The 24,331-nt window shown below is 70.3% G+C and carries 16 protein-coding genes; 8 read left to right on the forward strand and 8 right to left on the reverse strand.

What is annotated here, in order from left to right:
• Nucleotides 1–32: 32 nt before the first annotated feature.
• On the reverse strand, nt 33–1,442 hold the full coding sequence (locus ACAM51_RS13055) for an ATP-binding protein (RefSeq protein ID WP_369643750.1): 1,410 nt from the start codon (nt 1,440–1,442) through the stop codon (nt 33–35).
• The gene (gene ompR, locus ACAM51_RS13060) at nt 1,439–2,194 is read right to left on the reverse strand and encodes a two-component system response regulator OmpR (RefSeq protein WP_369643751.1); all 756 of its coding nucleotides are present in this window, start codon (nt 2,192–2,194) and stop codon (nt 1,439–1,441) included. Before ompR ends, ACAM51_RS13055 begins: the two co-directional genes overlap by 4 nt.
• Nucleotides 2,195–2,410: 216 nt before the next feature.
• Between ompR and ACAM51_RS13065 the strand changes: the two genes are divergently transcribed.
• Together ACAM51_RS13065 and ACAM51_RS13070 are read left to right on the forward strand one after the other, a co-directional pair.
• Entirely contained in the window at nt 2,411–3,007 is a 597-nt protein-coding gene (locus ACAM51_RS13065; protein ID WP_369643752.1) for a hypothetical protein, read from the forward strand.
• Nucleotides 3,008–3,060: 53 nt separating this feature from the next.
• Nucleotides 3,061–4,032 (forward strand): alpha/beta hydrolase, encoded by a 972-nt coding sequence (locus tag ACAM51_RS13070; protein WP_369643753.1) that lies wholly within the window; start codon nt 3,061–3,063, stop codon nt 4,030–4,032.
• A 67-nt stretch (nt 4,033–4,099) separates the two neighbouring features.
• On the opposite strand, the gene uvrA is transcribed toward ACAM51_RS13070, so the two are convergent.
• Nucleotides 4,100–7,159, reverse strand: coding sequence for an excinuclease ABC subunit UvrA (gene uvrA, locus ACAM51_RS13075; protein WP_369643754.1), 3,060 nt, complete (start codon nt 7,157–7,159; stop codon nt 4,100–4,102).
• A 117-nt stretch (nt 7,160–7,276) separates the two neighbouring features.
• Between uvrA and cysC the strand changes: the two genes are divergently transcribed.
• The 6 genes from cysC (at nt 7,277) to ACAM51_RS13105 (ending at nt 13,760) form a co-directional block, all read left to right on the forward strand.
• Entirely contained in the window at nt 7,277–7,861 is a 585-nt protein-coding gene (gene cysC, locus ACAM51_RS13080) for an adenylyl-sulfate kinase (protein WP_369643755.1), read from the forward strand.
• Between the two features lie 269 nt (nt 7,862–8,130).
• Nucleotides 8,131–9,309, forward strand: coding sequence for an MFS transporter (locus ACAM51_RS13085; protein ID WP_369643756.1), 1,179 nt, complete (start codon nt 8,131–8,133; stop codon nt 9,307–9,309).
• 152 nt (nt 9,310–9,461) lie between these two features.
• Entirely contained in the window at nt 9,462–10,022 is a 561-nt protein-coding gene (gene ssb / locus ACAM51_RS13090; RefSeq protein ID WP_369643757.1) for a single-stranded DNA-binding protein, read from the forward strand.
• 289 nt (nt 10,023–10,311) lie between these two features.
• Nucleotides 10,312–10,887, forward strand: coding sequence for a hypothetical protein (locus ACAM51_RS13095; protein ID WP_218297092.1), 576 nt, complete (start codon nt 10,312–10,314; stop codon nt 10,885–10,887).
• 83 nt (nt 10,888–10,970) lie between these two features.
• Nucleotides 10,971–11,684 (forward strand): Bax inhibitor-1 family protein, encoded by a 714-nt coding sequence (locus tag ACAM51_RS13100; RefSeq protein ID WP_218339407.1) that lies wholly within the window; start codon nt 10,971–10,973, stop codon nt 11,682–11,684.
• 435 nt (nt 11,685–12,119) lie between these two features.
• Nucleotides 12,120–13,760 (forward strand): hypothetical protein, encoded by a 1,641-nt coding sequence (locus tag ACAM51_RS13105; RefSeq protein ID WP_255590975.1) that lies wholly within the window; start codon nt 12,120–12,122, stop codon nt 13,758–13,760.
• Between the two features lie 277 nt (nt 13,761–14,037).
• Here the strand turns inward: ACAM51_RS13105 and ACAM51_RS13110 are convergent, their stop codons facing one another.
• The 5 genes from ACAM51_RS13110 to bcsP all read right to left on the reverse strand — a co-directional run bounded on the left by ACAM51_RS13110 (nt 14,038) and on the right by bcsP (nt 24,326).
• Nucleotides 14,038–18,363: a cellulose synthase subunit BcsC-related outer membrane protein gene (locus ACAM51_RS13110; protein WP_369640866.1), complete on the reverse strand. Its 4,326-nt coding sequence runs from the start codon at nt 18,361–18,363 to the stop codon at nt 14,038–14,040.
• 90 nt (nt 18,364–18,453) lie between these two features.
• On the reverse strand, nt 18,454–20,775 hold the full coding sequence (bcsB, locus tag ACAM51_RS13115) for a cellulose biosynthesis cyclic di-GMP-binding regulatory protein BcsB (protein WP_218339406.1): 2,322 nt from the start codon (nt 20,773–20,775) through the stop codon (nt 18,454–18,456).
• Nucleotides 20,776–20,824: 49 nt separating this feature from the next.
• Nucleotides 20,825–23,011 (reverse strand): UDP-forming cellulose synthase catalytic subunit, encoded by a 2,187-nt coding sequence (gene bcsA, locus ACAM51_RS13120; RefSeq protein ID WP_218297089.1) that lies wholly within the window; start codon nt 23,009–23,011, stop codon nt 20,825–20,827.
• The gene (gene bcsQ, locus ACAM51_RS13125; RefSeq protein WP_218297088.1) at nt 23,008–23,790 is read right to left on the reverse strand and encodes a cellulose biosynthesis protein BcsQ; all 783 of its coding nucleotides are present in this window, start codon (nt 23,788–23,790) and stop codon (nt 23,008–23,010) included. Before bcsQ ends, bcsA begins: the two co-directional genes overlap by 4 nt.
• Nucleotides 23,787–24,326, reverse strand: a complete 540-nt coding sequence (gene bcsP / locus ACAM51_RS13130; protein WP_369640867.1) for a cellulose biosynthesis protein BcsP — start codon at nt 24,324–24,326, stop codon at nt 23,787–23,789. Before bcsP ends, bcsQ begins: the two co-directional genes overlap by 4 nt.
• Nucleotides 24,327–24,331 lie beyond the last annotated feature (5 nt).

Raw genomic sequence — 24,331 nt, forward strand, 5'->3', positions numbered from 1 at the left:
ATTCAGATTCTGCGCCCCTATTCCCCTGGGGGCTAAGCCGCAGCGGCCGGCCCCGCCAGCGGCAGCACCAGCCGCGCGCGCAGGCCCTGGCCGGGCGCGCTGTGCAGCTCCAGCGCTCCCCCATGGGCGCGCGCCACGCGCTCGGCAATCGCCAGGCCCAGCCCGGCCCCGGGAACACCCGCGCGCGCCGCGCCGCCGCCCCGCGCGAAAGGCTGGCGCATGTGGTCCAGCTCTTTGGCGTCCATGCCGGTGCCGTGGTCGGCCACCTCGATCCACGCCTGCTGCGCGCTGCCGCCCGTGCGCAGCACCACCGGGGCGGCGCCGTGGCGCCAGGCGTTTTCCACGAGGTTGTCCAGCGCACGGCGCAGCGCCTGCGGGCGCACGGGCAGGTTGGGCAGGCCGCCCAGTTCCAGCGCCAGCACACGGCCGTGGTCGGCCTGCGCTTCGGCCACGGCCTGGGCCAGGTCGTTGAGCGATGCGGTGGCGGGCGCCTCGGCCTCGCCCGCGTCAGCGCCCACCCGCGCAAAGTCCAGGAACTGGCCCACGATCGCATCCATCTCGTCGATGCTGCGCGCCATGCTGGCCGCCAGCGGCGCATCCACCTGTGCCCCGGCGATCTCCACGCCCAGGCGCAGCTTGGTCAGCGGCGTGCGCAGGTCGTGCGACACACCGGCCAGCATCAGCGCGCGCTCGTGGTCGGCGGCGGCCAGGCTCTGCGCCATCTGGTTGAAACTGCGGCCCACGGTGGCGATTTCTTCGGGCCCGGCCTCGGGCAGCACCGCGGGTGTCTGGCCCCGCGCGAGCTGCCGCGCCGCCGCCACCACCTGGGCCAGCGGCTGGTGGATGTGGCGCTGCAGCCACCACGCGCCCAGCAGCGCCAGCAGCATGCTGGCCAGCGTGGCCATGAGCCAGGCGCCGGTGAACTCGCGCGTGGGGAACACGCTGGGCAGGTTGAGCCAATAGCTCTCGGCCCCCTCCGCGCCCTCGTGCACCACACGCAGGGACAGCACGCCGGTGCTGTCGCGGCGCCACAGCGGTTGCGTCGGTTGCGGCGGCTGTGTCGCAGCATCGTTCGCACCCAGACGGCGCGACACGGCCAACACAAACTGCCGCTCCAGAGGCGACAGCAGCGCGCGCCGCGCTGCGCTCTCCGGCGCAACGGGCGGTGCGGACAACACGGCCTGCCGGTTGAACGCCTCGACAAACGCCCCACGCTGCGCCGGGGGCAGCGCCTGCAGCCCCGCCCGCAGCGCGGCCACATTGCGCGCCACGCCATCGGCCACCTGCGCCACGCGGGGCTGGAAGATCATCTGCCGCACCAGCACCGCCGCCACCAGCTGGCCCAGCACGATGAGCACGGCCATCAGCAGCAGGTTGCGCCCGAGCAGGCTGCGCGGCCAGAGCTCCCCGTGGCGGCGGGCGGGGGTTGCGGGTGCCGTCATGGCTGCCGCCCTCCGGCGGGCGCGGCGCCATCGGGCACGAACACATAGCCCACGCCCCACACGGTGCGGATGTGGCGCGGCTGGGCCGGGTCGGCCTCGATGAGTTTGCGCAGCCGCATGATCTGCACGTCAATGCTGCGGTCGGTGGCCGTGTGGTCGGGGCCATAGGCCAGGGCCATGAGCCGGTCGCGGCCCAGCGGGCGCTGAGGGTTCTGGGCCAGGGCCAGCAGCAGGGCGAATTCACCGGTGGTGAGGGGCACGTCCTCGCCGGCCCTCGCGCCCGCCCGCTCCAGCCGCCGTTCAGTCGGCAGCAACACGAAGTCGCCGAACGTCAGGCGCCCGTGCGTTCCCAGGGGCCCGGTGTGCGCGCCCAGCATGCGCTGGCGGCGCACCATGGCCTGGATGCGGGCCAGCAGCTCGCGCGGGTTGAAGGGCTTGGGCAGGTAGTCGTCCGCCCCCATTTCCAGGCCCACGATGCGGTCCACCGGGTCGCCACGCGCGGTGAGCATCAGGATGGGAATGGTCTCGCCCTGCGCACGCAGGCGGCGGCAGATGGCCAGGCCGTCTTCGCCCGGCATCATCACGTCCAGCACCAGCACATCAAACCTCTCGCGCTGCAGCAGCACGTCGAGCGGGCCCGCGCCCTCCACCGTGCGCACGGCGTAGCCCTGGTCGCTCAGGTAGCGCTGCAGCAGGGCGCGCAGGTCGGGCTCGTCATCGGCGACCAGGATCTTGGCCAGGGTGTCGGTCATGGGCAGGGAGCAACGTGGCAGGTGAAGGCGGCGTGGTGGCAATGGTAGGCGCTGGCGCGGGCCACGCACCCCCAGCCATGACAAGGGATGACGGGGCCGCAGGCGTTTGTCATGGTTTGTCATACATCGGCGGATTCCTGCCATCAATGGCTCACACCTGGGACCCACAGTACAGCCATGCAACCCCCCCAGGCAAACCCCAAGGAGTTGACCACCATGCCTTTGCCGACACGCCCCGCTGACAACGACCTGCTGCAACGCCCCGCACTGGCAGCGGGTGTGTCGGTGTTCTCCACCCTCACCACCCTGGGGCTGAGCGCCGTGCTGGCGCTGGCCGCCCCCACCGAAGCGCAGGCCCGCACCCGCCGCAACGTGGAACACAACGCCGATGGCAGCACCACCGCCCGCACCGGTGTGGCCCGCAACGGCCCGAATGGCGCGGTGCTGCGCGGGCGCACAGCCACCACCGATGGGCAGGGCAACGCGAGCGTGACGGGCCGGGGCGCCGCCGTGGGTGCGCAGGGCGGAGTGGCCGAGCGCCAGGGCAGCACCACCCGCAGTGCAGACGGCAGCGCCAGCCACAGCGGCACCGTGTCCGCCCAGAATGCCCAGGGCAGCCTGCAGAGCAGCGGCGGGGCGAGCCGCAACGCCGACGGCACCGTGACGCAGGCCCGCAGCACCACCGCCACCAACGCGACGACCGGCAACAGCGTGCAGGCGCAAAGCAGCTACAGCAAGGACAACGGCTGGAGCCGCAGCGCCACCTGCCACGACGCGAGCGGCACGGCCTTGGCTTGTCCAACGCGGCCTTGACGCCCTCTGGACCCAGCTACCGCTTGCCACCCTCTGACCTCAGGAGCCTCGCCATGTCCCCACGCCATCTTCTGACCATGACCGCCCTGGCTGCCCTCACGCTGACCACCGCCAGCGTGCAGGCCCAGACCACCGCGCAGAACGGCGGCCGCCTGCGCGCCCTCATCGCGCAGAAGCAGGCCGCCGCCGCACCGGCCACGCTGGCCGCCGGCGTGCAGCGCATCGCCGATGTGCCCTACGGCGCCGACCCGGCGCAGCGCATGGACGTGTATGTACCCACCAGCCCCACCACAGGAACCAACAGCCTGGTGGCCAGCGCGGTGCGCGCGCCGGTCATCTTCATGGTGCACGGCGGCGGCTGGCGGCATGGCGACAAGGCCATGGGCCGCGTGGTGCAGGAGAAGGTGAACCGCTGGGTGCCCAAGGGCTTCATCCTCATCTCCATCAACTACCGCATGCTGCCCGATGCCCCCGTGGCCGTGCAGGAGCGCGATGTGCAGGCCGCCCTCATGGCCGCGCAGCAGCGCGCGGGCACCTGGGGCGGAGACCCGAGCCGCTTCATCCTCATGGGCCACTCGGCCGGGGCCCACCTGGTGGCCCTGCTCAATGCCCGCGCCCCGCAGGCACTGCGCGAAGGCGCCTGGCCGTGGCTGGGCACGGTGTCACTCGACAGCGCCATGATGAACGTGCCCGCCCGCATGCGCGCCCCGCACCTGCCGCTGTATGACGACGCATTCGGCGCTGACCCAGCATATTGGGTGGCCATGTCGCCCTTGCACCAATGGACGGCGGGCGCCCCGCCGATGCAGATGGTGTGCTCGGCCCAGCGTGCGGACGACCCCTGCCGGCAATCCGATGCCATGGCCCGCCATGTGCGCCACCAGGGCGGCCGCGCCGAGGTGCTGCCGCAGGACCTGGACCATGGCGAAATCAACGCCCAACTGGGCCTGGACAGCGATTACACCCGCGCGGTGGAGGCCTTCATGGGATCGCTGGACGCCGAGGTGGCCCGCCGCCTGCAGTGATGCAGCGGCAATTTGCTACCAAATCAATAGCTGTTAGCGCTTGATAGATAAGCGCTAGCAGCCATTTTCACTCAGATTTCGCCCGCAGGTAGGGCGCCAGATACCGCCCCGTATGGCTTGCCGGGTTGGCCGCCAGGTCCTCGGGCGTGCCCACCCCCACCACGGTGCCGCCGCCCGCACCGCCCTCGGGGCCCATGTCGATGAGCCAGTCGGCCGTCTTGATGACGTCCAGGTTGTGCTCGATGATGACGATGGTGTTGCCCGCGTCGCGCAGCTGGTGCAGCACCTTGAGCAAGAGGTCGATGTCCGCGAAGTGCAGGCCGGTGGTCGGTTCGTCCAGGATGTAGAGCGTGCGGCCGGTGTCGCGCTTGGAGAGCTCCTGCGCCAGCTTCACGCGCTGCGCCTCGCCGCCCGAGAGCGTGGTCGCCGCCTGGCCCAGGCGGATGTAGGAGAGCCCCACGTCCAGCAGCGTCTGCAGCTTGCGCGCGATGGCCGGCACGTCCTTGAAGAACGCGTGCGCGTCCTCCACGGTGAGTTCCAGGATCTGCGCGATGTTCTTGCCCTTCCACAGAACTTCCAGCGTCTCGCGGTTGTAGCGCTGGCCGTGGCACACGTCGCAGGGCACGTACACGTCGGGCAGGAAGTGCATCTCCACCTTCACCACGCCATCGCCCTGGCAGGCCTCGCAGCGGCCACCCGCCACGTTGAAGCTGAAACGCCCGGGGCCATAGCCGCGCTCCTTGGCGGTGTTCACCTCGGCCATCAGCTCGCGGATGGGGGTGAACAGGCCAGTGTAGGTGGCCGGGTTGCTGCGCGGCGTGCGGCCGATGGGGCTCTGGTCGACGTTGATGACCTTGTCGAAGTACTCGATGCCCACGATCTCTTCGTGCGCGGCGGGCTCTTCGTGGGCGCGGTAGATCTGGCGCGCCACGGCGGCGTACAGCGTGTCGTTGACCAGGGTGCTCTTGCCCGAGCCCGAGACGCCCGTCACGCAGGTGAGCAGGCCCACGGGGAAGTCCACGGTCACGTTCTGGAGGTTGTTGCCCGTGGCGCCCGCCACGCGCAGCGCCTGCACCGCGCCCTGGCGCGCGTGGTGTCCGGCCATGCGCTCGGCGCGGCGCTTGCTGGCCTCGGTCTGCGGAAAGCGCGACTTGCCCTTGGCCTCCACCACCGGCGCCGCCTGCTCCACCACCGGCAGCCAGGGCGTGCGCCGCTTCGGCACGGCGATGGACAACGTGCCCGACAGGTACTTGCCGGTCAGCGATTCAGGGTGGCTGCGCACCGCGTCGTACGTGCCCTGCGCCATCACGCGGCCGCCGTGCACGCCGGCGCCCGGGCCCATGTCGATCACGTGGTCGGCCGCGCGCATCATGTCCTCGTCGTGCTCGACCACGATCACGCTGTTGCCGATGTCGCGCAGGTGCTGCAAGGTGGCGATGAGCCGGTCGTTGTCGCGCTGGTGCAGGCCGATGCTGGGCTCGTCGAGCACGTACATCACGCCGGTGAGGCCCGAGCCGATCTGCGACGCGAGGCGGATGCGCTGCGCCTCGCCGCCCGACAGCGTCTCGGCGCTGCGGTCCAGGCTCAGGTAGTTCAGGCCCACGTCGTTGAGGAACTGCAGCCGCGTGGTGATCTCGCGCACCACCTTGTCGGCGATCTCGGCCTTGGCGCCCGTGAGCGTGAGCGCCTGGAACCAGCCGTGCGCGGCGCTGAGCGTGGCGTGGCTCACCTCGAAGATCGCGCAGGCCTGCGCGCCCTCGCCCACCTTCACGTGGCGCGCCTCGCGGCGCAGGCGGGTGCCGTGGCATTCGGGGCAGGGCTGGCTGCTGCGGTAGCGGGCCAGGTCCTCGCGCACCACGACCGAATCGGTCTCGCGGTAGCGCCGCGCCATGTTGGGCAGGATGCCTTCGAACGGGTGCTTCTTGGTGTAGACCTTGCCCTTGTTGGCGCCGCTGTCGAGGATGTAGCTGAACGCGATCTCGTCCTCGCCCGAGCCGTGCAGCACGGCATGCTGCACGGCGGCGGGCAGCGACTCGAACGGCGCCTCCACGTCGAAACCGTAGTGCCGCCCCAGGCTCTCCAGCATCGCGAAGTAGTAGCCGTTGCGCCGGTCCCAGCCCTTGATGGCGCCGCTGGCCAGGCTCAAGCCGGGGAAGGCCACCACGCGCGCCGCATCGAACACCTCGCGCTGGCCGATGCCGTCGCACGCCGGGCAGGCGCCCATGGGCGAGTTGAACGAGAACAGGCGCGGCTCCAGCTCGGCCAGCGAGTAGCTGCACACCGGGCAGGCGAACTTGCTGCTGAACAGGTGCTCCCGGCCCGTGTCCATCTCCAGCGCGAGCACGCGGCCGTTGCCGTCGTTGCCGCCCACGCGCAGCACGGCCTCGATGCTCTCGGCCAGGCGCTGCTGCATCTCGGGGCGCACCTTCAGGCGGTCGATCACCACGTCGATGCTGTGCTTCTCGGTCTTCTTGAGCGCGGGCAGGCTCTCGTATTCGTAGATGGTGCCGTCCACGCGAAAGCGGATGTAGCCCAGCGCCTGCATCTGCGTGAAGAGCTCGGTGAACTCGCCCTTCTTCTCGCGTGCCACGGGGGCCAGCAGCATGAGGCGCGTGTCCTCGGGCAGCGCCAGCACGGCGTCCACCATCTGGCTCACGGTCTGCGCGGCCAGCGGCAGGCCGTGGTCGGGGCAGTAGGGCGTGCCCGCGCGGGCGTACAGAAGGCGCAGGTAGTCGTGGATCTCGGTCACCGTGCCCACGGTGGAGCGCGGGTTGTGGCTGGTGGCCTTCTGCTCGATGCTGATGGCGGGCGACAGGCCCTCGATCAGGTCCACGTCGGGCTTGTCCAGCCGCCCGAGGAACTGCCGCGCATAGGCCGACAGGCTCTCCACATACCGCCGCTGGCCCTCTGCATACAGCGTGTCGAACGCCAGGCTCGACTTGCCCGAGCCCGACAGCCCCGTGATCACCACGAGCTGGTTGCGCGGGATGTCCAGGTCGATGTTCTTGAGGTTGTGCGTGCGCGCGCCGCGGATGCTGATGCGCTGCTCGCGCAGGGCATTGGCGAGGTAACGGCCAGCGTCGGACGGGGCAGCGGGCTCGGGGAGCGGGGCGGAAGGGGGGTTCACGGTGGGCGCGGCTCTGTGCAGGGAAACCCACCATGATAGGCCAGGCACGCCGCGCCGGTGGGTGGCGGCCGTCATGCCATTAACATGGCGCCAAGTTCATCCGCACATTCCACCCCAGTGTCCGATCCCACCCCCCATATCCATGCCCAGGCGCTCACCGTCACCCGCAAGGAGCGCGAACAGCTCGGCGGCCACCCCGGACGGGTCATCTGGCTCACCGGCCTGTCCGGGGCCGGCAAGTCGACCATCGCCAACGCGCTGGAAGGCGAACTCCATCGCCAGGGCAAACGCACCTACATCCTGGATGGCGACAACATCCGGCAGGGCCTGAACCGGGACCTGGGCTTCTCCGACGCGGACCGGGCGGAGAACATCCGCCGCATCGCGCAGGTGGCCCGGCTGTTCGTGGATGCGGGGGTGATCGTCGTGGTGGCCTTCATCTCGCCCTTTCGCGCCGAACGCCAGGCGGCCCGGGACCTGTTCGCGGCGGGGGATTTCGTGGAGATCTTCGTCGACGTTCCGCTCGCGCTCGCGGAGCAGCGGGACCCCAAAGGCCTGTACCGGAAGGCCCGCACGGGCGAGCTGCGCCAGTTCACCGGCATTGATTCCCCGTACGAGGCGCCGCTGGCCCCGGAGCTGGTGCTGCCCACCGCCGAGCTCACGCCCCGCGAGTGCGTGCAGCGGATCTGCGGCCTGCTGTGAGCCTGCCGCCGCCGTCCGGCAGGGCACCGCCATGGTCCGCTGAACCGGCACCGCGCCGCCCGCGCACCGGCAGGGGCCTGCCGCCAGGCGCCGCCCCCGCAGAGGCCTTCGGCCCCCTTCGCTCGCCCCTGCGGACAGGCGCTTGCGCGCAATGGGCGAAAATCCCCGCTTTACCCGCCCCATAGGGCACCACCGTGCCGGAATCCTCTTCCCCTTCTTTTTTGGGCGCCGCCCCGCAGCCCCCGTCCCCGCCGCCTTCCGACAACGCAATGACACCGCTGGAGCGCCGCTCCAGCGTGAGTCTGGCGCTGATCTTCGCGCTGCGCATGCTGGGCCTGTTCCTGGTCCTGCCGGTTTTCGCGCTGGAGGCACGCAAGTACCCCGGCGGGGACGATCCGGCGCTGGTGGGACTGGCCATGGGCATCTACGGTCTCACGCAGGCGCTGCTGCAGCTGCCGCTGGGCATGGCCTCCGACCGGTTCGGGCGCAAGCGCGTGATCGTGCTGGGGCTTTTGGTGTTCGCCGCCGGCAGCCTGCTGGCGGCGCTGGCCGATTCGCTCACGGGCCTGCTCGCGGGCCGCGCGCTCCAGGGCGCGGGGGCCGTGTCGGCCGCCGTGACCGCCCTGCTGGCCGACCAGACGCGCGACGCCGTGCGCACCAAGGCCATGGCGCTGGTGGGCGGCAGCATCGGCCTGATGTTCGCCGTGGCGCTGGTGGCGGCCCCCGTGCTGGCGGCCCACATCGGGCTGGCGGGCCTGTTCGGCCTGACCTGCGCCCTCGCACTGGCCGGGGTGGCGGTGGTGATCTGGTGGGTGCCTGCGGAGCCCGCGCGGCACGGCGATGCCGCACGGGGCCGCCTGGCCGACGTGTGGAGCCACCCGGATCTGCTGCGCCTGAACCTGGGCGTGTTCGTTCTGCACACCGTGCAGCTGTCGATGTGGGTGGCCGTGCCGGCCCTGCTGGTGCAGGCCGGCCTCGCCAAGGACCACCACTGGCAGGTCTACCTGCCCGCCGTGGTGCTGTCGTTCGGGGCCATGGGCGGGCTCTTCGCGCTGGAACGCGCCGGCAGGCTGCGCGCGGCGCTGCTGGGCGCCATCGCGCTGGTGCTGCTCGTGCAGATGGGCCTGGGCACGCTGGCGTCCAGCGCCGCGCCGCCGACGCTGTGGGTGCTGGGGCCGCTGCTGTTCGTCTTCTTCTGCGGGTTCAACGCGCTGGAGGCCAGCCAGCCCAGCCTGGTCTCGCGCATGGCGCCGCCCCAGCTGCGTGGCGCCGCGCTGGGCAGCTACAACACGCTGCAGTCGCTGGGGCTGTTCGCCGGCGGCGCGCTGGGCGGCGCGCTGGTGAAATGGGCCGGGGCTCCGGGCCTGTTCGCGGCGACCGCCGCACTCACTGCCCTGTGGCTGGCGCTGACCTGGCCGCTGCGGCCCGTGGGCCGCGGCGGCCATTGAGCACAACAAGCGGCGGCGGACCTGGGCACGGCCGGGCGCTGCCGGGTGGGGGCTTCCATTGCCCCCCGCTTGCGGCACAATGGCGCGTTTGGCGCCCGGAAACTCTCTCAAAATCCGGCGCTTTGTTACTTCCTTAAGGCAAAGACAGCACCATGGCATCCGTAAACAAAGTCATCATCGTCGGCAACCTGGGCCGCGACCCTGAAATGCGCACTTTCCCCAGTGGCGACCAGGTGGCCAACGTGACGATCGCCACCACCGACAAGTGGAAAGACAAGCAGTCTGGCGAAATGCGGGAAGCCACGGAATGGCACCGCGTGGTCTTCAACGGCCGCCTCGCCGAGATCGCCGGCCAGTACCTGCGCAAGGGCTCGCAGGTGTACGTCGAAGGCTCCCTGCGCACGCGCAAGTGGACCGACCAGAGCGGCGTGGAAAAGTACAGCACCGAAATCCGCGCCGACCAGATGCAGATGCTGGGCAGCCGCCAGGGCATGGGCGGCCAGGGTGGTGGTGGCCAGCAGGGCGGCGGCTATGACGATGGCGGCTACGGCGGCGGCGACCAGGGCGGCGGCTATGACCAGGCCCCCCGCCGCGCCGCGCCCGCGCCGCGCCCCATGGCGGCACCCGCCCAGCGCCCCGCCCCCGCACCCGCGGCCCAGGCACCGCGCGCGGCCTCGGGCTTTGACGACATGGATGACGACATCCCGTTCTGATGGACCCACCCCTCTTGCAATGACCCGGCCAGGGGCCCGCAGCACGGACGCTGCGGGCCCTTTTTTTTGCCCCGGCGGGCGCCGCGCGGCGCTTTTACACCGGCCGCGGCGCCGCCCACCCCGCCACTTTGTCCAGTGCGGCACCGCCGCAACGGGGCCAACACTTTTTTACATCCGGCGCGCCCAACTCGAAGATCATCTCGTCCTTGCCAGCCGCTGCATCCAGCAGCGGCGGCAATTTCAGCCTGTATCCACAACATTCAAGCAAGAACGAGAGAGAGGGAACGTCATGCCAGGATTCGTCCGCAAGATTCTGATTTTCATCACCGGCTACGCATGGCTGCTGCTGCTGGCCGGCCCGGGCCTGATCGGCCTGTCGCTGTACAGCGGCTGGAAGGCCGAGGGCGACCATGCCTACGCGGCGCGCGAGAGCCTGCAGTCCGTGGCAGGCACCGTGACGCAGGCGTCCGAGGTGACGGTCAAGCGCAAGCGCCGCTCCACCAAGAAGTACTACGAAATCAGCGTGAAGCCCGATGCCGCGGGCGCCGAGGAGCGCAAGCTGCGCATCGACTACAGCACGCCCCAGCAGCTGGTTGGCAACCTCATTGACGAGAAGATCACCGCCCTGGTGGACAAGAGCGACAGCGACCTGGTGTACGAAGTGGCGGTCGATGGCAAGCCCGTGATCAGCTACGAGGCGACCCGGCAGCGCCTGCAGGCCGAGGCGGCCTCCTCCGCACGGTCCTTCAGCGGCGCGGGCACCTGGATCTTCGCGATTGTGCTCACCCTGCTGGGCGCCTTGGGCGTGTGGTGCAACCGCAAGCTGCGCGCCGCCGACCAGGAGCAGCAGCTCAGCGCTGCCTGAGAATTTTTCACAGAGAGGGAGGGAGGGGCGCTGTGGCCATGCCCTTCCCCTGTTTTCACAACGATCCAATGGAGGAATGCGCCATGAACCCCAATGCACTGACCCCTTCGACGCCCGAGGGCGCGCCGTTTGAACGGCGCGACTTCATCGTCTCCACCTACAAGCACCTGGGCGCCGCCATGCTGGCCTTCGTGGTGCTTTCCGCCGTGCTGATGGCGACCGGCTTTTCCGGCGCAACGGCCAAGATGCTGCTGGGCAGCGGCAACAAGTTCCTGTGGCTGGGCGTCATGGGCGCGTTCATGCTCGTGGGCTGGCTGGCCTCGTACATGGCCGACAACTCTGAAAACCCGCAAACACAGCTGATGGGCCTGGGCCTGTACGTGCTGGCCGAAGGCCTGATCTTCGCGCCGATGTTCGGCATCGCGCAGATCGTGGCCCCCGGCGCCATCGGGGCGGCGGCCTTCATCACGCTGCTGCTGGTGGGCGCGCTCACCTGGACGGCGTTCACCACCAAGACCGACTTCTCGTTCCTGGGCGGCATCCTGAAGGTGGGGGGCCTGGTGGCCCTGGGCACCATCATTGCCGGCGCCATCTTCGGCTTCAAGCTGGGCATCTGGTTCTCCGGGATCATGGTGCTGTTCGCGGGCGCCTGCGTGCTGTACGACACCTCGCGCATCATCCACGACTACCCCGCCGACCGCCCTGCGGGCGCCGCGCTGCACCTGTTCGCCTCGATCGCGCTGATGCTCTGGTACGTGCTGCGCATCCTGATCAGCCTGGCGACCAACGACGACTGAGCCGAGCCGCCCGCGCGGCCCGCAAGGCCGGACTCCCGCCCGGAGTCCGGCCTTTTTTGTTGAGTGGCCACAGATGGAGGCAAGAAAACCGCCTCACCCCTTGCTGGCAAAGCGCTAGAAGCTACAAAAACAATAGCAAACCAGTACACGCCACGCCGTGCGCCCTGCCGGCCGCGGGATGCGCCGGGCCGCCGCGCCCCGCCCAGCAAGCCCGCAGCCCCTTGCGGTGCCCCATTTCCCATCGTCCTTTGGGCCTGCTGCTGGCACAATTGGACACCGCCAGCCAGCCTGCATGCCGCGCATGCGCGCCGGCTGGCGCGCCGAGTGCGCCTTGCGCCATGCCCCGGTGCGGAGGCCTCCAGCACTGCGGCAGGTGCCGTGCTTGCGCACCCGCGCCACCCACCTGCCACCCACTGATCTTTCTTTCTGTCCATCATGCGCAAATCTCTTTGGCTTTCTTTGTCCTGTGCGGCCTTGCTCGCCAGTTGCGGCGGCGGCTCCTCCGATGGAGCGGATGTGGGCCCCGCCCCGGGGGTTCAGCAGTTCCCTGGCGGCGTGTGGGAAGGCACGGTGGGCACGGGCGCGGCGCAGCGCCAGGTCGTGGGCTACATCGATCCGGGTCCGATGGGTACCGGCGGGGAGTTCTACCTGGCGCGCGAAGCTCCTGGCGCGGCGGGCTTCGATGCGCTCTACGGGCGCCTGAATGTCAACGTCACCGCGGTGCTGGCCACCGGCGTGACGTATTTCTCGGTGCAGGACGGCAAATTCGCCACCGGCCTGACGCTGCGCGGAACGGCATCGAACAGCGGCAAGATCGGCCGCACCGACGGCATCAGCGGCAACTACAGCGATCCGGCGCAGACGGCGGCCGCCTCCGGCGCCGTGGTGCCGTTGAAGCTCTCGTACAGCAGCCTCAATTTCCACACCGCGACCGCCACGCTGATCGAGGGCACCTACCGGGGCACGGGCCTGTTTGGCGGCGGATGGGTGCTCACCGTCACTCCCCAGGGCCAGCTCTCGGGCCGCATTGGCGGCTGCCTGGTCACGGGCTCGGCAACGCCCCGCGCCGCGGGCTCGCCCCTGTACTCGCTCACGCTGAACCTCTCCGGCGACACGACCTCCTGCGGGGCCAGCGGCACCCAGCAGTCCGGCATCGCCGTGCTGCGCTTCGACGCGGCGGGCGTACCCAACGGCATCTGGGCGTTCACGCGCAACGCAACGGGCCCCGACAACACCTACACCCTCAACGGCATCGCCGACCCTCGCACCACGACGCCGCCCTCGGCCACGCCGCTGTCCGTGGCGGGCAACTGGCAGGGCGCCTTCACGCTGCCCACAGGCGTGATTGGCGACACGTCCGTCTGGGGCAGCGTGCTCCCGGATGGCGGCCTGTTCTTCTACACCAACAGCAGCCTGGACCACAATGCGCTGTACGGTCGGCTCATCCGCTACGCGAACAACGCGACGAACAACCGCTTCGTGACCGCGAACGACGGGGTGTTCTTCAACCGGCTGCTGGCCAACACGGGCGCCTACAACGAGTCCGTGCTGATCGACGGCACGCTGCAAAGCGCCACGGGCTCCAGCACCGCCAGCCTGTTCACCGGCACCTTCAGCTACCCCACCCAGCCCGGCGGCGCCCCGACCCGCTTCAGCGTCCAGCCCGACCCCCTGTATGCGCTGCCCGCCGGCAAGGTGCCCACCACGGCCCTGATCGTCGGCACCTACAAGATGGCAGGCACCGGCTTTGGCGGTGACACCACGACGCTCACGGTCTTCGCCGATGGCGCGATCACGGGCCTGACCACCAGCGGCTGCGAGGTCGCGGGCAAGCTCCTGGGCGAACTCGGCAGCGGCCTGAACCTGTACCGCGTGGAGGCGTTCGGCTACCTCAACAGCCCGAATGCCCCCATCACCTGCGGCCTGTCGTCCGGCCCGCCGCAGTCCGGTTCAGCGGCTGCGCAGTTCGACGCCAACGGCAACGTGGTCGGCCTGCGTATCCTGACCGCCGGGCTGTCCGTCGCGGGATCGCGCGCCCACACGGTGTTTGTGGGCGCCAAGCAGGCCACGCCCTGAAGGCAAGGGGGTGGCACCCTGCCGCAAGACGGGGGCCACCCGCCGGCCCCTCGCGGGATGGCCATGCAGCCCGGCCGATGGCCTGGCTCCGGCCCCTCGACGGCTTGTGCATGCGATGCCTTGCGTGCGTGCAGGCAGGCTGAGGCACACAGGTAGGTAGGCTGGCAAGCAGGCCACACGCGTGGCCGCCAGCAAAAAGGCCCGCCGCACATGAAGTGCGGCGGGCCTTTTTGTTGCCTGCAGAAAGCTGGTGGGCCCTCTGGGAAGTTCTGTGGCCTCAGTAGCTATAGGGCGACCGCAGCGGGTTGACCGGGAAGGCCTGCAGGCCGCTGTAGGGCTGGAACGCGTACCGCACATACAGGCCCCCCGCGAATTCGCGGTAGTTGCGCGCGTTGTTGAGCGACAGGTGCCCGCCCAGGAACACCTGCGGGTGCATCTGGTACTCCATGGCGGCGCCCAGGTTGTAGCCCAGGCCCGTGCGGGACTGGCCGGGGTAGATGGCCGTGGCGCCGGTTTCGCCGAAGGCCAGCGCGTCGCTGGCCGCCTGGACGGCACTGGCCTGCCGCGACGGGCTGTTGGGGAAGTACGGTGCCGCGTCTTCCTTGAAGTACTGCACGCCCACCGAGCCCTTGAGCTGGTAGGACAGGCGGCCATTGCGCTGCGCCCATTCGACCGGAATGCCGAAGGACACGAATTGCTGCGGGCTGAAGTACCCGCCGTGGCCCACGGTGAAGTAGCGCAGGTTGCGCTGGTACGACAGGCCCGTGAAACTCAGGCCGGCCGTGAGGTCCTCGTTGGAGGTGCGGTGCACATGCCAGTACATGCCGCCGCCCAGTTCGGCCCGCGCATTGCTGCGCACACGGGTGCCGGTCAGGCCGTGCAGCGAGCCGTAGCCGTACACGCCCAGCTCGCCATCGTCCCAGGTGAGGTCCAGGCGCCCGCCCGTGGCCGACACCCCCCCCCAGCGGTCTCCCGTGCGCGCATCGCGGGCACCGGCGAACGACAGCAGGCTGTCGGTCACCGGGCGGCGCGACAGGTCTCCCGCCACGGTGAGGTTGTCGGTGAGGGCCGTGCGGTATCGCACGCCGGCCGTGACGTCCGACTGGCCGAAGCCCAGCGGCGTGCTGCCGATGTCGGCCCGGAAGCCGCCGTTTTCATAGCCCACGCTCAGCCCGATGCCGCTGTCGCTCTGCGACCCCGCCGCGCGCTCGGGCATGTCCAGCGCGGTGACCGGGCCGCCGCCAAAGCGGCTGACGGTGCCGTACGGAGACCCGGGCGATCCCGCGCTGGCGCCCGTGGGGGTCACGCCCAGGAGCAGGTGCCCGTCGCCCACGCTCATCTTCAGCTGGACGGGGGCTTCGATCTCGGAATGCTGGCTCATGCCCGCCTCGCCCTGCCGGGCACGCGCCGTAGCACCGACCGAGAAGCTGGATATCTGGCTTTGCTGGACTTCCCGCAGCTCGTCGCGGGCCGTACGGGGCCGCGCAGGGTCCGGCACGTTGCCCATCCCGGCCGTGGCCCAGGCCGAGGGAGCCGCCGCGGCAGGCGCACCGCCGCGCTGCAGCGGCTGGGGTGCCGCCGCATACCCGCCATAGGCCTGCGCGGGCGTGAGGTAGCCCCCGCTGGCGGCGGGCTGCGCAGGCACCTGGGAGGCGGACGGAGCAGCGTACGCGGGCGCCACGGCCGGTGCCGCGGGCGCGGCGGCGGACGACCGCTGGACGGGGGCCTGTGGCGCCGCGCCGCGTGTCGCCGTGGCGCGGCGCGCGGTGCCTGCGGATGCAGCCGCATCGGCCACCGCGGCCGGGCTGGCGGCCTCGGGGTAGTAGCTGGCGGGCGTCATGGGGGCGGCCGGGGCGTAGGCCTGTGGCGCCGTGCCAAAGCGGCTGGCCCCTGCCGGATCCGGAATGTACAGGCCTGCGGGCGCATTGCTGCGCGCCACGGGCTGCGGGGCGTACTGCTGGGGGGTGTAGCCCACCGGCGAGCGCACTGCCGTCGTGGCGGCGCCCGGCACCGACAGCCCACCACCGGCACGCTGGAACTGCTGCCCGGCGCGCTGGGCGAACGGATTCCCGGAGCGCGCCAGACCCGCCGGCACGCCACTGGCGGCCAGCACGGCATCGCGCTGCGCGTTTTCGGCCGCAACGGCCGCCGTGAAGAACTCGGTGGCCTTGGAGTTCTTGCCTTGCGCGCGGTACAGCCGCCCGGTGGCGGTCAGCACCTCGGGGTCGCGGGGTGCGCGCGCCAGCGCCACGGACAGCAGCGACTCCGCGTAGCCGTAGTCCTTGGCGCCGGTGGCCATGGCCGCGGTCTGCAGGAGCAGGGACACATCATTGGGCGACTTTTCCAGCAGCCGCGCATACAGCGCCTGCGCCTGGGCATAGTCGTTGTTGGCCGCGTACATGCGGGCCAGCGCCGCCATGGCCAGGGGTTCGTCGGGCTGCTCGGCCAGCAGGGGGGCGAGCGTGTCGTAGGCGGCGACCAGGTCGCCCGCTTCGCGCAGGCCCTCGGCCTGGCGCACGATGTAGGCCCGGCGGATGTCGCTGAAGCTCTTGCGCTCGCGGTCGTTCATGGGGGCGGTCTGCAACTGCCGCAGGATGCCCGCCAGTTCCACGTCCTGCTGGGTCTTGAGCAGGGTCGCCGCGTACTGCAGGCGCAGGCCCACGTCGGGCCGGGCGGTGCGTGCCAGCACCTGGCGCACCATGCCCAGGGCGCGCTGCGGCTCGCCCGCGTCCGCGTAGGCCAGGGCCATGGCCCCCAGCAGCTCGGGATCTTGCGTGGCAAAGGACTCCGCCTGCGCCAGGGCGGCCAGCGCCTCGGACTGCCGGCCTTGCGCCGCCAGCGCCGACGCCGCCGAGGCCTGCACATGCACCCACACGCGCTTTTGCAGCGCGGCGATGTCCCGGGTGCGGTGCTTTTCGGGAATGCGGTCCAGGAGGGCCAGCGCACCCGGCCAGTCACCGGCCTCGGAGGCCAGCAGGGCGCCCGCGTACAGCGCCTCGGGCATGTTGGGGTTGGACAGCAGCAGCCCGTCCATCACGCCGCGGGCCTCGGCCACCGCGCCCATGCGCAGGTACAGGCGCGCGAGGTCCAGCCGCACCCAGGGGCTGGCCGGGTCGTTCAGCAGCGCGTCTTCCAGCGCGGCGCGGGCAGCCGCGACATCGCCGCGCTCCGTGGCGGCGCGCGCTTGGCCCAGGGCCTGCGCGGCGCGCAGGCGCCCCAGGGCGCCCACTTTTTCCTGCTGCGAGGGGGACAGTTTCTCGACGAGCGCCAGCGCTTCGGCGGCCTTGTTGTTCTGCGCCAGCACGCCCACCAGGCCGCGCACCGCGTCGGGGTTGTCGGCCTGGCGCGCCAGCACGCGCCGGTAGGCCGCCTCCGCCGCGTCGTATTGGCCGTCTTCGACCAGCAGGTCCGCCAGATCGCTCTCCGCCGTCACCTCGGCGGGATTGAGCCGCACGGCCTGTTCCAGCGAACGCCGGGCCGCCGCCGTGTCGCCGCGTTCGCGTTCCGTGGTGGCCTGCTCCACCAGGCTCCAGTAGGTGGCGCTGTCCAGGGCCTGCTTCCAGCGGCTGGCCGATCCGGCGCGCGAGGCGCGCTCCAGCAGCCCCCGCGCCTCGGCAAACCGCTCCTGGCGCAGCCGCAGGATGCCCAGGCCGCCCAGGGCGTCGCCATCGCTGGGGCGCGATTCGAGCACGTTCAGGAAGGCGGCCTCCGCCGCGTCCAGTTCGCCGTCGTCCAGGGCCTGGAATCCTGCCGTGGTGCGCTGGCGCAGCGGATCGGCCGTGCGGCCGGGAGCGGCCTGGGACTGCTTTTGCAGGTTCTGCGCCTGCACCAGGCGTGTCTGCACCGCCGTGTCGCCAGGATTGGCGCGCAGGAACTCCTGGTACAGCGGGATGTCGGCCGAGCGATTGCCTGTCCAGGCCAGCGCCTTGCGCCAGCTTTCCGTGGCAGCCTTGCCCACGTCGGGACGCCCCGCCAGCCGCGCCAGCTGGGCGATGCCGTCGCGGCGCGTGGACTCGCGGTAGGTCAGGTGCTGCGCCAGGGCCAGCGCGATCTGCGGATCCTCGGGCGACTCCTGCGCCAGGCGGCCCAGGCCGCGGCGGGCTTCGTCCCAGCCGCCCGCCGTGGCGCCCAGGGTCTGGTAGTACTCCAGGGCCAGCGGCCCGGTGGGGGCGCGGTCTCCCAGCGCCGCCTGGTAGGTGCTCAGCGCCTGGCTGGCCTGGCCGCTGCGGGCCTGCTGGCGCGCGGTTTCGATCTGCGGCGCGCTGCGCCCCGTGCGGATGGACTCCTGCAGCCGGCTCACCAGGGGGCTGCGCGGGTGCGCCGCCTGCAGCTGGTTCAGGTAGCGCTGCGCGCCCTCGGGGCGCTGGGCATTGAGCTCCACCAGCGCCATCCCGTACAGCGCCTGGGCATTCTGCGGGTTGATGCGCAGCAGCTTCTGCCATGCCTCGCCCGCCCGCTCGGTGTCACCGCGCTCCTGCCAGTACTGTCCCTGGTCCAGCAGGGTCTGCTCCGCCCCGGTCTGCGCCCAGGCCGCGGCGGGCGCCATCAGCGAGGCCAGCAGCCCCATGGCCAGTGTGTGGTGACGACGACGTTTGGAGGACATGCCTTCCTTCTCCCTGCGAGGTTCCCGGCCACCGAGGTGCCGGGACTGTGTTGCGTGATTCAGAAAATACCGGGCGTGCTGCGCCTTGCCTCAACCTTTTTGCTTGAGCCGCGCCCGTGCGCGCGCCCTGAGCGACAGGTACATGATGATCGCAATCAGCACCGCCGCCGACACGCCCAGCAGGATCAGCAGCAGCGGGTTGCGCGAAAGAAACCACTGCGCGTACAGCAGGGGGCCCAGCTGGCCCACATGGTAGTTTTTCTCGGCGACCAGGCTGTCCACCTGCTTGCCGCGGATCACCGTGGTGCTGCCCTGCACGTGCTTGAGCAATTCGGCGTCCAGCAGGGCATCCATCACCTGCCCCAGCCCCGCGGGCTGGTTGCTGGCCACGAGCACCACGCTGCGGCCGCTGCGCAGGGGCGATTCAAAACCAGCCACCAGCGCATCGGTGCTGTTGCTGGAGAACGCGACCTGGTTGCGCCGCGCGTGCACGCTGGACTCCTGGCCAAAACCCCACCAGCGCAGCAGGCGGTTGGCGAAGTCCGACATCTGGAAGCTCTTCGCATCGCCCTGCAAGGCCGCGGGGATGGCGCTGGCCCACTGCTTGAGCAAGGGCTGGTTGCCGCCGGAGGCAATGACCAGCAGGTCCTTGTCGGCGAGCCTGTCCACCTGCTGGGCCTGCGCCACGGTCACGCCCAGGGCGGGGTACCCCGTCACGCGCCCCATGACGCCCATCAGCCCCAGGTAGGCCGTGTACTCCTGCACCCCCGGCTTGTCCGGCATGACCACGGCGGACTCCGAGAGATCGGCCATGCGGGTGAACGGGAACCCGGCATTGCCGAAGGCGGCCAGGTCGGGCATCGCGATGAAATGCGGGAAGCCGGAGATGTCGATGGTCGAATCGGCCTCCACCGAGCCGCGCACGTTGTCCAGCGGCACGTCCTTGCACGCGCCCTGCTTGACCACGTCGTAGTAGTAGTGCATCTGCAGCTGCGACTGGGCTGGCAGCTTGAACAGCGGGATGTGGAAGCTCTCGCGCTCCGGCGCCATCTCGCCCTTGGGCATCACCGTCGTCAACAGGCGGTCGAGCGCGCCCGGCTCCTCATGGTTCACCGCATGCAGCGGAAGGGACCGCAGGAACTGCTGGTTCACGTTGATATTGAGCGTGGACTTGTCCGCGTTGGGGCGCGGCGTATAGCGGTAGCGCAGGTCCACCGGGATGCCCTTCTGGCGCCACGCGAACAGGTCGGGCGGCAGGAAGAAGTTCACGCGGATCAGGTCGGGCGAATAACCGGACACGTTGAGCGCCTGGGCTTCGACCAGCTCGCCAAACTTCACCGGACGGTCGTTGGCCAGCCAGTTGGGCGCGTCGTAGGGCTTGCGGGGCTTGAGTTCCGTGACCTCGGTGATCCGCGCCAGCGGGCCGGACAGTGCCGAGGAGCCGATGGCCAGCGCCTTGGCGGCCACGGCCAGCTCAGCCTCGTCACGCCCCATGACCAGCAGCAGCTTGCCGTTGCGGTCGGCCGGGTGGCTGACCACCGCCACCGTGGGGCCCTGGATTTCGGGCAGCGCCAGACCCGCCGGGGCCTGGCCCCGGCCGGCCACCATCACGACGGCATTGCCGCGCGGTGGCAGTTCGCCAATGAAGGAGGGGAACTTCGCGCCCCGGAAACCCGCCAGCGCGCCGAACCAGGAAGACATGGTTCCCGCAGCCTGCAGCATGCCCGCGTTGGGCGCCGCGTTGAACACGATGGGCAGGTCCAGCGGCCGCACGTCCCGGCGGTCGAAGAACGGCTGGGGCAGCAGCGCCAGATCGTTCGTCTGCGCCACCGGCGCGACGGTGAGCTCCAGCACGCTGTCGTTGCCGATGTTGGCCCACAGGCTGGAGTGCAGCGGGTCCTCGCACTCCATGGTGTAGTGGCCGATGAGCTGCAGGTTCAGCCGGTTGAACTCGGTGATGAGGCGCGGCGGGATGGTGATCTCGCGCTGCAGGTTCTCGCCCGCCTGCTGCGTGGTCACCGGAATCGTCGCGGCCACCTGCTCGTTCACCAGCACCTTGATGTGGGACAGGTTGGTGAGCAGGGCGGGCGAGTACGAATAGTTCAGCTTCAGCCGGGCGCCGGTGACCACCTCGTCGCCGCGCACGCTGAAGGCCACGCCGCTGGTGCCGTCCACGCCCCGCAGTTGCAGGGGAAAAAGGGCGCCCAGGTCCTTGAAGCTGGTGCGGTGCACGCGCACGCCGCCGTCGGACTGCGGTGCCGCCGCCGCCGCGTCCACGCCGGCCGCCACGGGCGCGGGGGCGGCGGAGAGCTGCGAAACCGGCACGGCCGTCCCTGCCAGTACCAAGGCCAGCATGGCAGGCAGCATGCGCTTGCGCGGCAGCCGCGCTGTCGGATGTCTTTTGGAAATCATGGTGTGGAGTCTTTGGAAACAGGGAAAGGCTTGGAACGTGTCGGTGTTCTCAGCGGGGTTTCAGGGACTTGACGGCCGAGACGGTCAGCTGCCCCATGCCGCGCAGCCCGATCACGATCACGCTTCGGAGCGAGCGCAGTGGCTTGTCGCGCTGGCCGGTGCCCCAGCTGGTGATCCACGCATCGGCCCGCGCGAAGGTCAGCGACGCCAGCTCGGCCTGCTGGTGCAGGCTGAGGTTGTCGAACTTCACGCCCAGGCGGCCCTTGCCGCTGAACGTGACGACCGCGGGAAAGACACCTTCTTCGTCCGACCGGAACAGCGACACCGAAAGGCGGCTGCCCATGGGAATGTCGCTGTCCGGGGGCACGGACAGGCCCAGCCCGTGCTGGGAAAAGTCTTCGGTCTTGCACACCAGCGTGCGCCCGTTGTCGAAGCGGATCACGGCGGGCAGGGAGGCGGCCACGCGCGGCGTGCCCCGGATCTGGCGGGTCTCGCTGGCCACCGCGACGCTGGCGCCCAGCAGGATGACGTTGTAGGTGGTCCAGACCATGTTGATGACCAGCGTCGTGGTTTCATCGCCCGCCGACGAGAACAGCTTCCAGATTCCCACCGCGAACCCGACGAGATTGATGAGGAGCAGCACCACGTAGGGCCGTGCGATGGTCCAGTCGAAATAGGCCTTCTCGATCACCCCGCCCTTGGCCGTCACGTTGAACTTGCCCAGCTTGGGGTTGATGAACGCCACCAGCACCGGGCGCATGATGTACCAGGCCAGCACCGACTCGTACACCTCGTTCCAGAACGAATGGCGAAAGCGCCCCTGGATGCGGGAGTTGGTCACGCTGGCGTGGGCCAGGTGGGGCAACGCGTAGGCGGTGATCATCAGCGCGGTGGCCTGGAACACATGCGCGCCGAAGAACAGGTAGGCCAGCGGCGCCGTCAGGAAAACCAGGCGCGGCAGGCCGTAGAAGAAGTGCAGCATCGCGTTCAGGTAGCACAGGCGCTGCCCGAACTTGAGGCCCTTGCCGAACAGCGGATTGTCGGTGCGCGCGATCTGCGCCATGCCGCGTGCCCAGCGGATGCGCTGGCCCACGTGGCCGGACAGGCTCTCGGTGGCCAGGCCCGCGGCCTGGGGCACCTCGAGGTAGGCCGTGTTGTAGCCCAGGCGGCTGAGCTTGAGCGCGGTGTGCGCGTCCTCGGTCACGGTTTCCACCGCGATGCCGCCCACTTCCAGCAGTTCCTTGCGGCGGATGATGGCGCAGGAACCGCAGAAGAACGAGGCGTTCCACAGGTCATTGCCGTCCTGCACGATGCCGTAGAACAGTTCGCCCTCGTTGGGCATGCGGTGGAACGTGTCCAGGTTGCGCTCGAACGGGTCCGGCGAGAAGAACACGTGCGGCGTCTGCAGCATCACCAGGTTGGTGTCCTTGAAGAACCAGCCCATGCAGATCTGCAGGAACGAGCGCGTGGGAATGTGGTCGCAGTCGAAGATGGCGATGTACTCGGAGTGCGTGACCTTCAGCGCCGCGTTGATGTTGCCGGCCTTGGCATGGTGGTTGTTGTCGCGGATCAGGTAGCCCACGCCCAGCTCTTCGCAGAATTCGCGGAACTCGGGGCGGCGGCCGTCGTCGAGCACGTACACGTGGAGCCGGTCGGCCGGCCAGTCCAGACTCATGGCCGAGAACACGGTCTGGCGCACCACTTCGAGCGGCTCGTTGTACGAGGGGATGAACACGTCCACGCTGGGCCAGGTGCTGATGTCCTGGGGCATGGGAACCGGGCGACGTTGCAGCGGCCACGCCGTCTGGAAGTAGCCGATGAGCAGCACCGCGAACGCATACAGCTCCGCCAGCACGAGGCCGTACCCGAAAGCCGCATCCAGCAGGTTGGTGAACCCGATGGTGTCCGTGAAGCGCCAGTAGATGTAGCGCGACGACGCCGAGATCGACAGCACGATCATGGCCAGCGTGGACAGGCGGCCGGGCGTCTTGCTCAGCAGCAGGGCGGCACCGAACGAGCCCACGGAAAAGAGGATCTGGCCCTGGAGGTCGAGCGGCACGCTGATGACCAGCCCCATCAGGAGGGCGCTGAACACCACCGCCGCGACACGCACCACGGGGTGCTGCCACAGGTTCCACCCCGTGATGGCATGCACCACGGTGCGCCAGCGGGCCTGGGGGCTGTGGGAGTCGGCGTCGGCGACTTCGTCGGCCCGGGGACGCTGGTCGACGCTCATCGCGCGGCCCCCGCCAGCGGCAGGCGCAGGCGCTGCGCCAGGACGCGCGCGCAGGCGCGCAGGTCATCGGCCGCCTGGCCCTGTGCGTCGTACTCCAGCACGCTCTGGTCGTAGGCCAGCGCTTCGCGCACGGCCTGGTCCTCGTGGATCACGCCCACCAGCCGCTCGCCCAGGTTGTCCTGCATGACGCGCGTGATGTCCTTGGACAGCTGGCGCGCGCCGTCGGCCTGGTTGAGCACATAGAGCGTTTCGGAAAAGTCGGGGCGCGGCGTGCAGTACGTGTGCACCAGGCGCTGCATCAGGGCGAGCGAGGCATACGATGCCGCGTCGGGCAGGCTGACCACGACGACCACCTGGGCCGCCGCCAGCGCCTGCTGCATGTAGACGGAGGGGCCGGGCGGCGTGTCGATCAGCACGACCGCGTCCTGCGGCAGTTCCAGGCTCTCCAGCTGCTGTGCCAGCCAGTGCGGATGCGCATCCAGATGCCGCTCGAAGGCCACGCGGTCGGCCTCGTTCACCACCCCATAGGGCAGCACATGCACCCCCGAGGGGCTTTCCACGCAGACGGAGGCCCAGCCTTCGCCCGCCAGGCTGGCCCGGGACACGCCCGCGAGGGAGCGGGGATCGGCCCCGAAGTGCAGGCCCAGCGCATTCTGGGGGTCCATGTCCACCACCAGCAAGGTCGCCACGCCCTGGCGCTCCAGCGCGGTGGCCAGGTTCGCGGTCAGTGTCGTCTTGCCCACGCCGCCCTTGGCAGAAACGATGGCAATCACTTTCATGGGTGGCCCTTGCGAGGCTGCCAGGCCGCTGCGGGCCGGGCCGGGGTGTCGCCCGCGCCCGCCAGGCGCGCAAACACCGACGGCAGATCGGCGGGCAGCGAACCGGGTTGCACCGCCGCCGCATCGGAAGGGGAAGGGGCCGCCGCGGTGCGCAGGCCGGCCAGGCCGGCCAGGGGCGAACGGGCGGCCAGCGCGGCCGAGGGTGGCACGCGGTCCGCCGGCATGGATGTGGGCGCCACCACGGGCGGAGGAACCTCGGCCGCAGGCCGCGCGGCGGGTTGCGCCCAGCCCGCGGGGGCGGGCCGTGCCGAAGCCGGCGCGGGCGCGAAGGCCGTCTGGGGCGTCGGGGCACCGGGGACGCCGGCGCGGCGGTCTACGGAAGGAACGTCATCGGCGACGGCGTCGCGGACGGCCGACACCAGCGGCCAGCGCTCCCTGGAGAGCTTGTGCTCCTGCTGGCGGGCCAGCTCATGGTAGGGGTCCGCCTTGGCGCCGAACTGCTGAAAGAGGTTCACGATGTCGTCTGAATGCTTCATGGGTC

Origin of the sequence: Acidovorax sp. A79 (assembly GCF_041154505.1) — a bacterium.
In the GTDB taxonomy this organism is placed as follows: Bacteria; Pseudomonadota; Gammaproteobacteria; order Burkholderiales; family Burkholderiaceae_C; genus Acidovorax.

Bases quoted from the DNA above. Each gene is read 5' to 3' on its own strand.
- ACAM51_RS13095 (WP_218297092.1), top strand. From the start codon at position 10,312: ATGCCAGGATTCGTCCGCAAGATTCTGATTTTCATCACCGGCTACGCA.
- ACAM51_RS13055 (WP_369643750.1), bottom strand. From the start codon at position 1,442: ATGACGGCACCCGCAACCCCCGCCCGCCGCCACGGGGAGCTCTGGCCG.
- ACAM51_RS13065 (WP_369643752.1), top strand. From the start codon at position 2,411: ATGCCTTTGCCGACACGCCCCGCTGACAACGACCTGCTGCAACGCCCC.
- ACAM51_RS13105 (WP_255590975.1), top strand. From the start codon at position 12,120: ATGCGCAAATCTCTTTGGCTTTCTTTGTCCTGTGCGGCCTTGCTCGCC.
- ACAM51_RS13110 (WP_369640866.1), bottom strand. From the start codon at position 18,363: ATGTCCTCCAAACGTCGTCGTCACCACACACTGGCCATGGGGCTGCTG.
- bcsA (WP_218297089.1), bottom strand. From the start codon at position 23,011: ATGAGCGTCGACCAGCGTCCCCGGGCCGACGAAGTCGCCGACGCCGAC.
- ACAM51_RS13085 (WP_369643756.1), top strand. From the start codon at position 8,131: ATGACACCGCTGGAGCGCCGCTCCAGCGTGAGTCTGGCGCTGATCTTC.
- ACAM51_RS13100 (WP_218339407.1), top strand. From the start codon at position 10,971: ATGAACCCCAATGCACTGACCCCTTCGACGCCCGAGGGCGCGCCGTTT.
- ompR (WP_369643751.1), bottom strand. From the start codon at position 2,194: ATGACCGACACCCTGGCCAAGATCCTGGTCGCCGATGACGAGCCCGAC.
- bcsQ (WP_218297088.1), bottom strand. From the start codon at position 23,790: ATGAAAGTGATTGCCATCGTTTCTGCCAAGGGCGGCGTGGGCAAGACG.
- bcsP (WP_369640867.1), bottom strand. From the start codon at position 24,326: ATGAAGCATTCAGACGACATCGTGAACCTCTTTCAGCAGTTCGGCGCC.
- ACAM51_RS13070 (WP_369643753.1), top strand. From the start codon at position 3,061: ATGTCCCCACGCCATCTTCTGACCATGACCGCCCTGGCTGCCCTCACG.
- ssb (WP_369643757.1), top strand. From the start codon at position 9,462: ATGGCATCCGTAAACAAAGTCATCATCGTCGGCAACCTGGGCCGCGAC.
- bcsB (WP_218339406.1), bottom strand. From the start codon at position 20,775: ATGATTTCCAAAAGACATCCGACAGCGCGGCTGCCGCGCAAGCGCATG.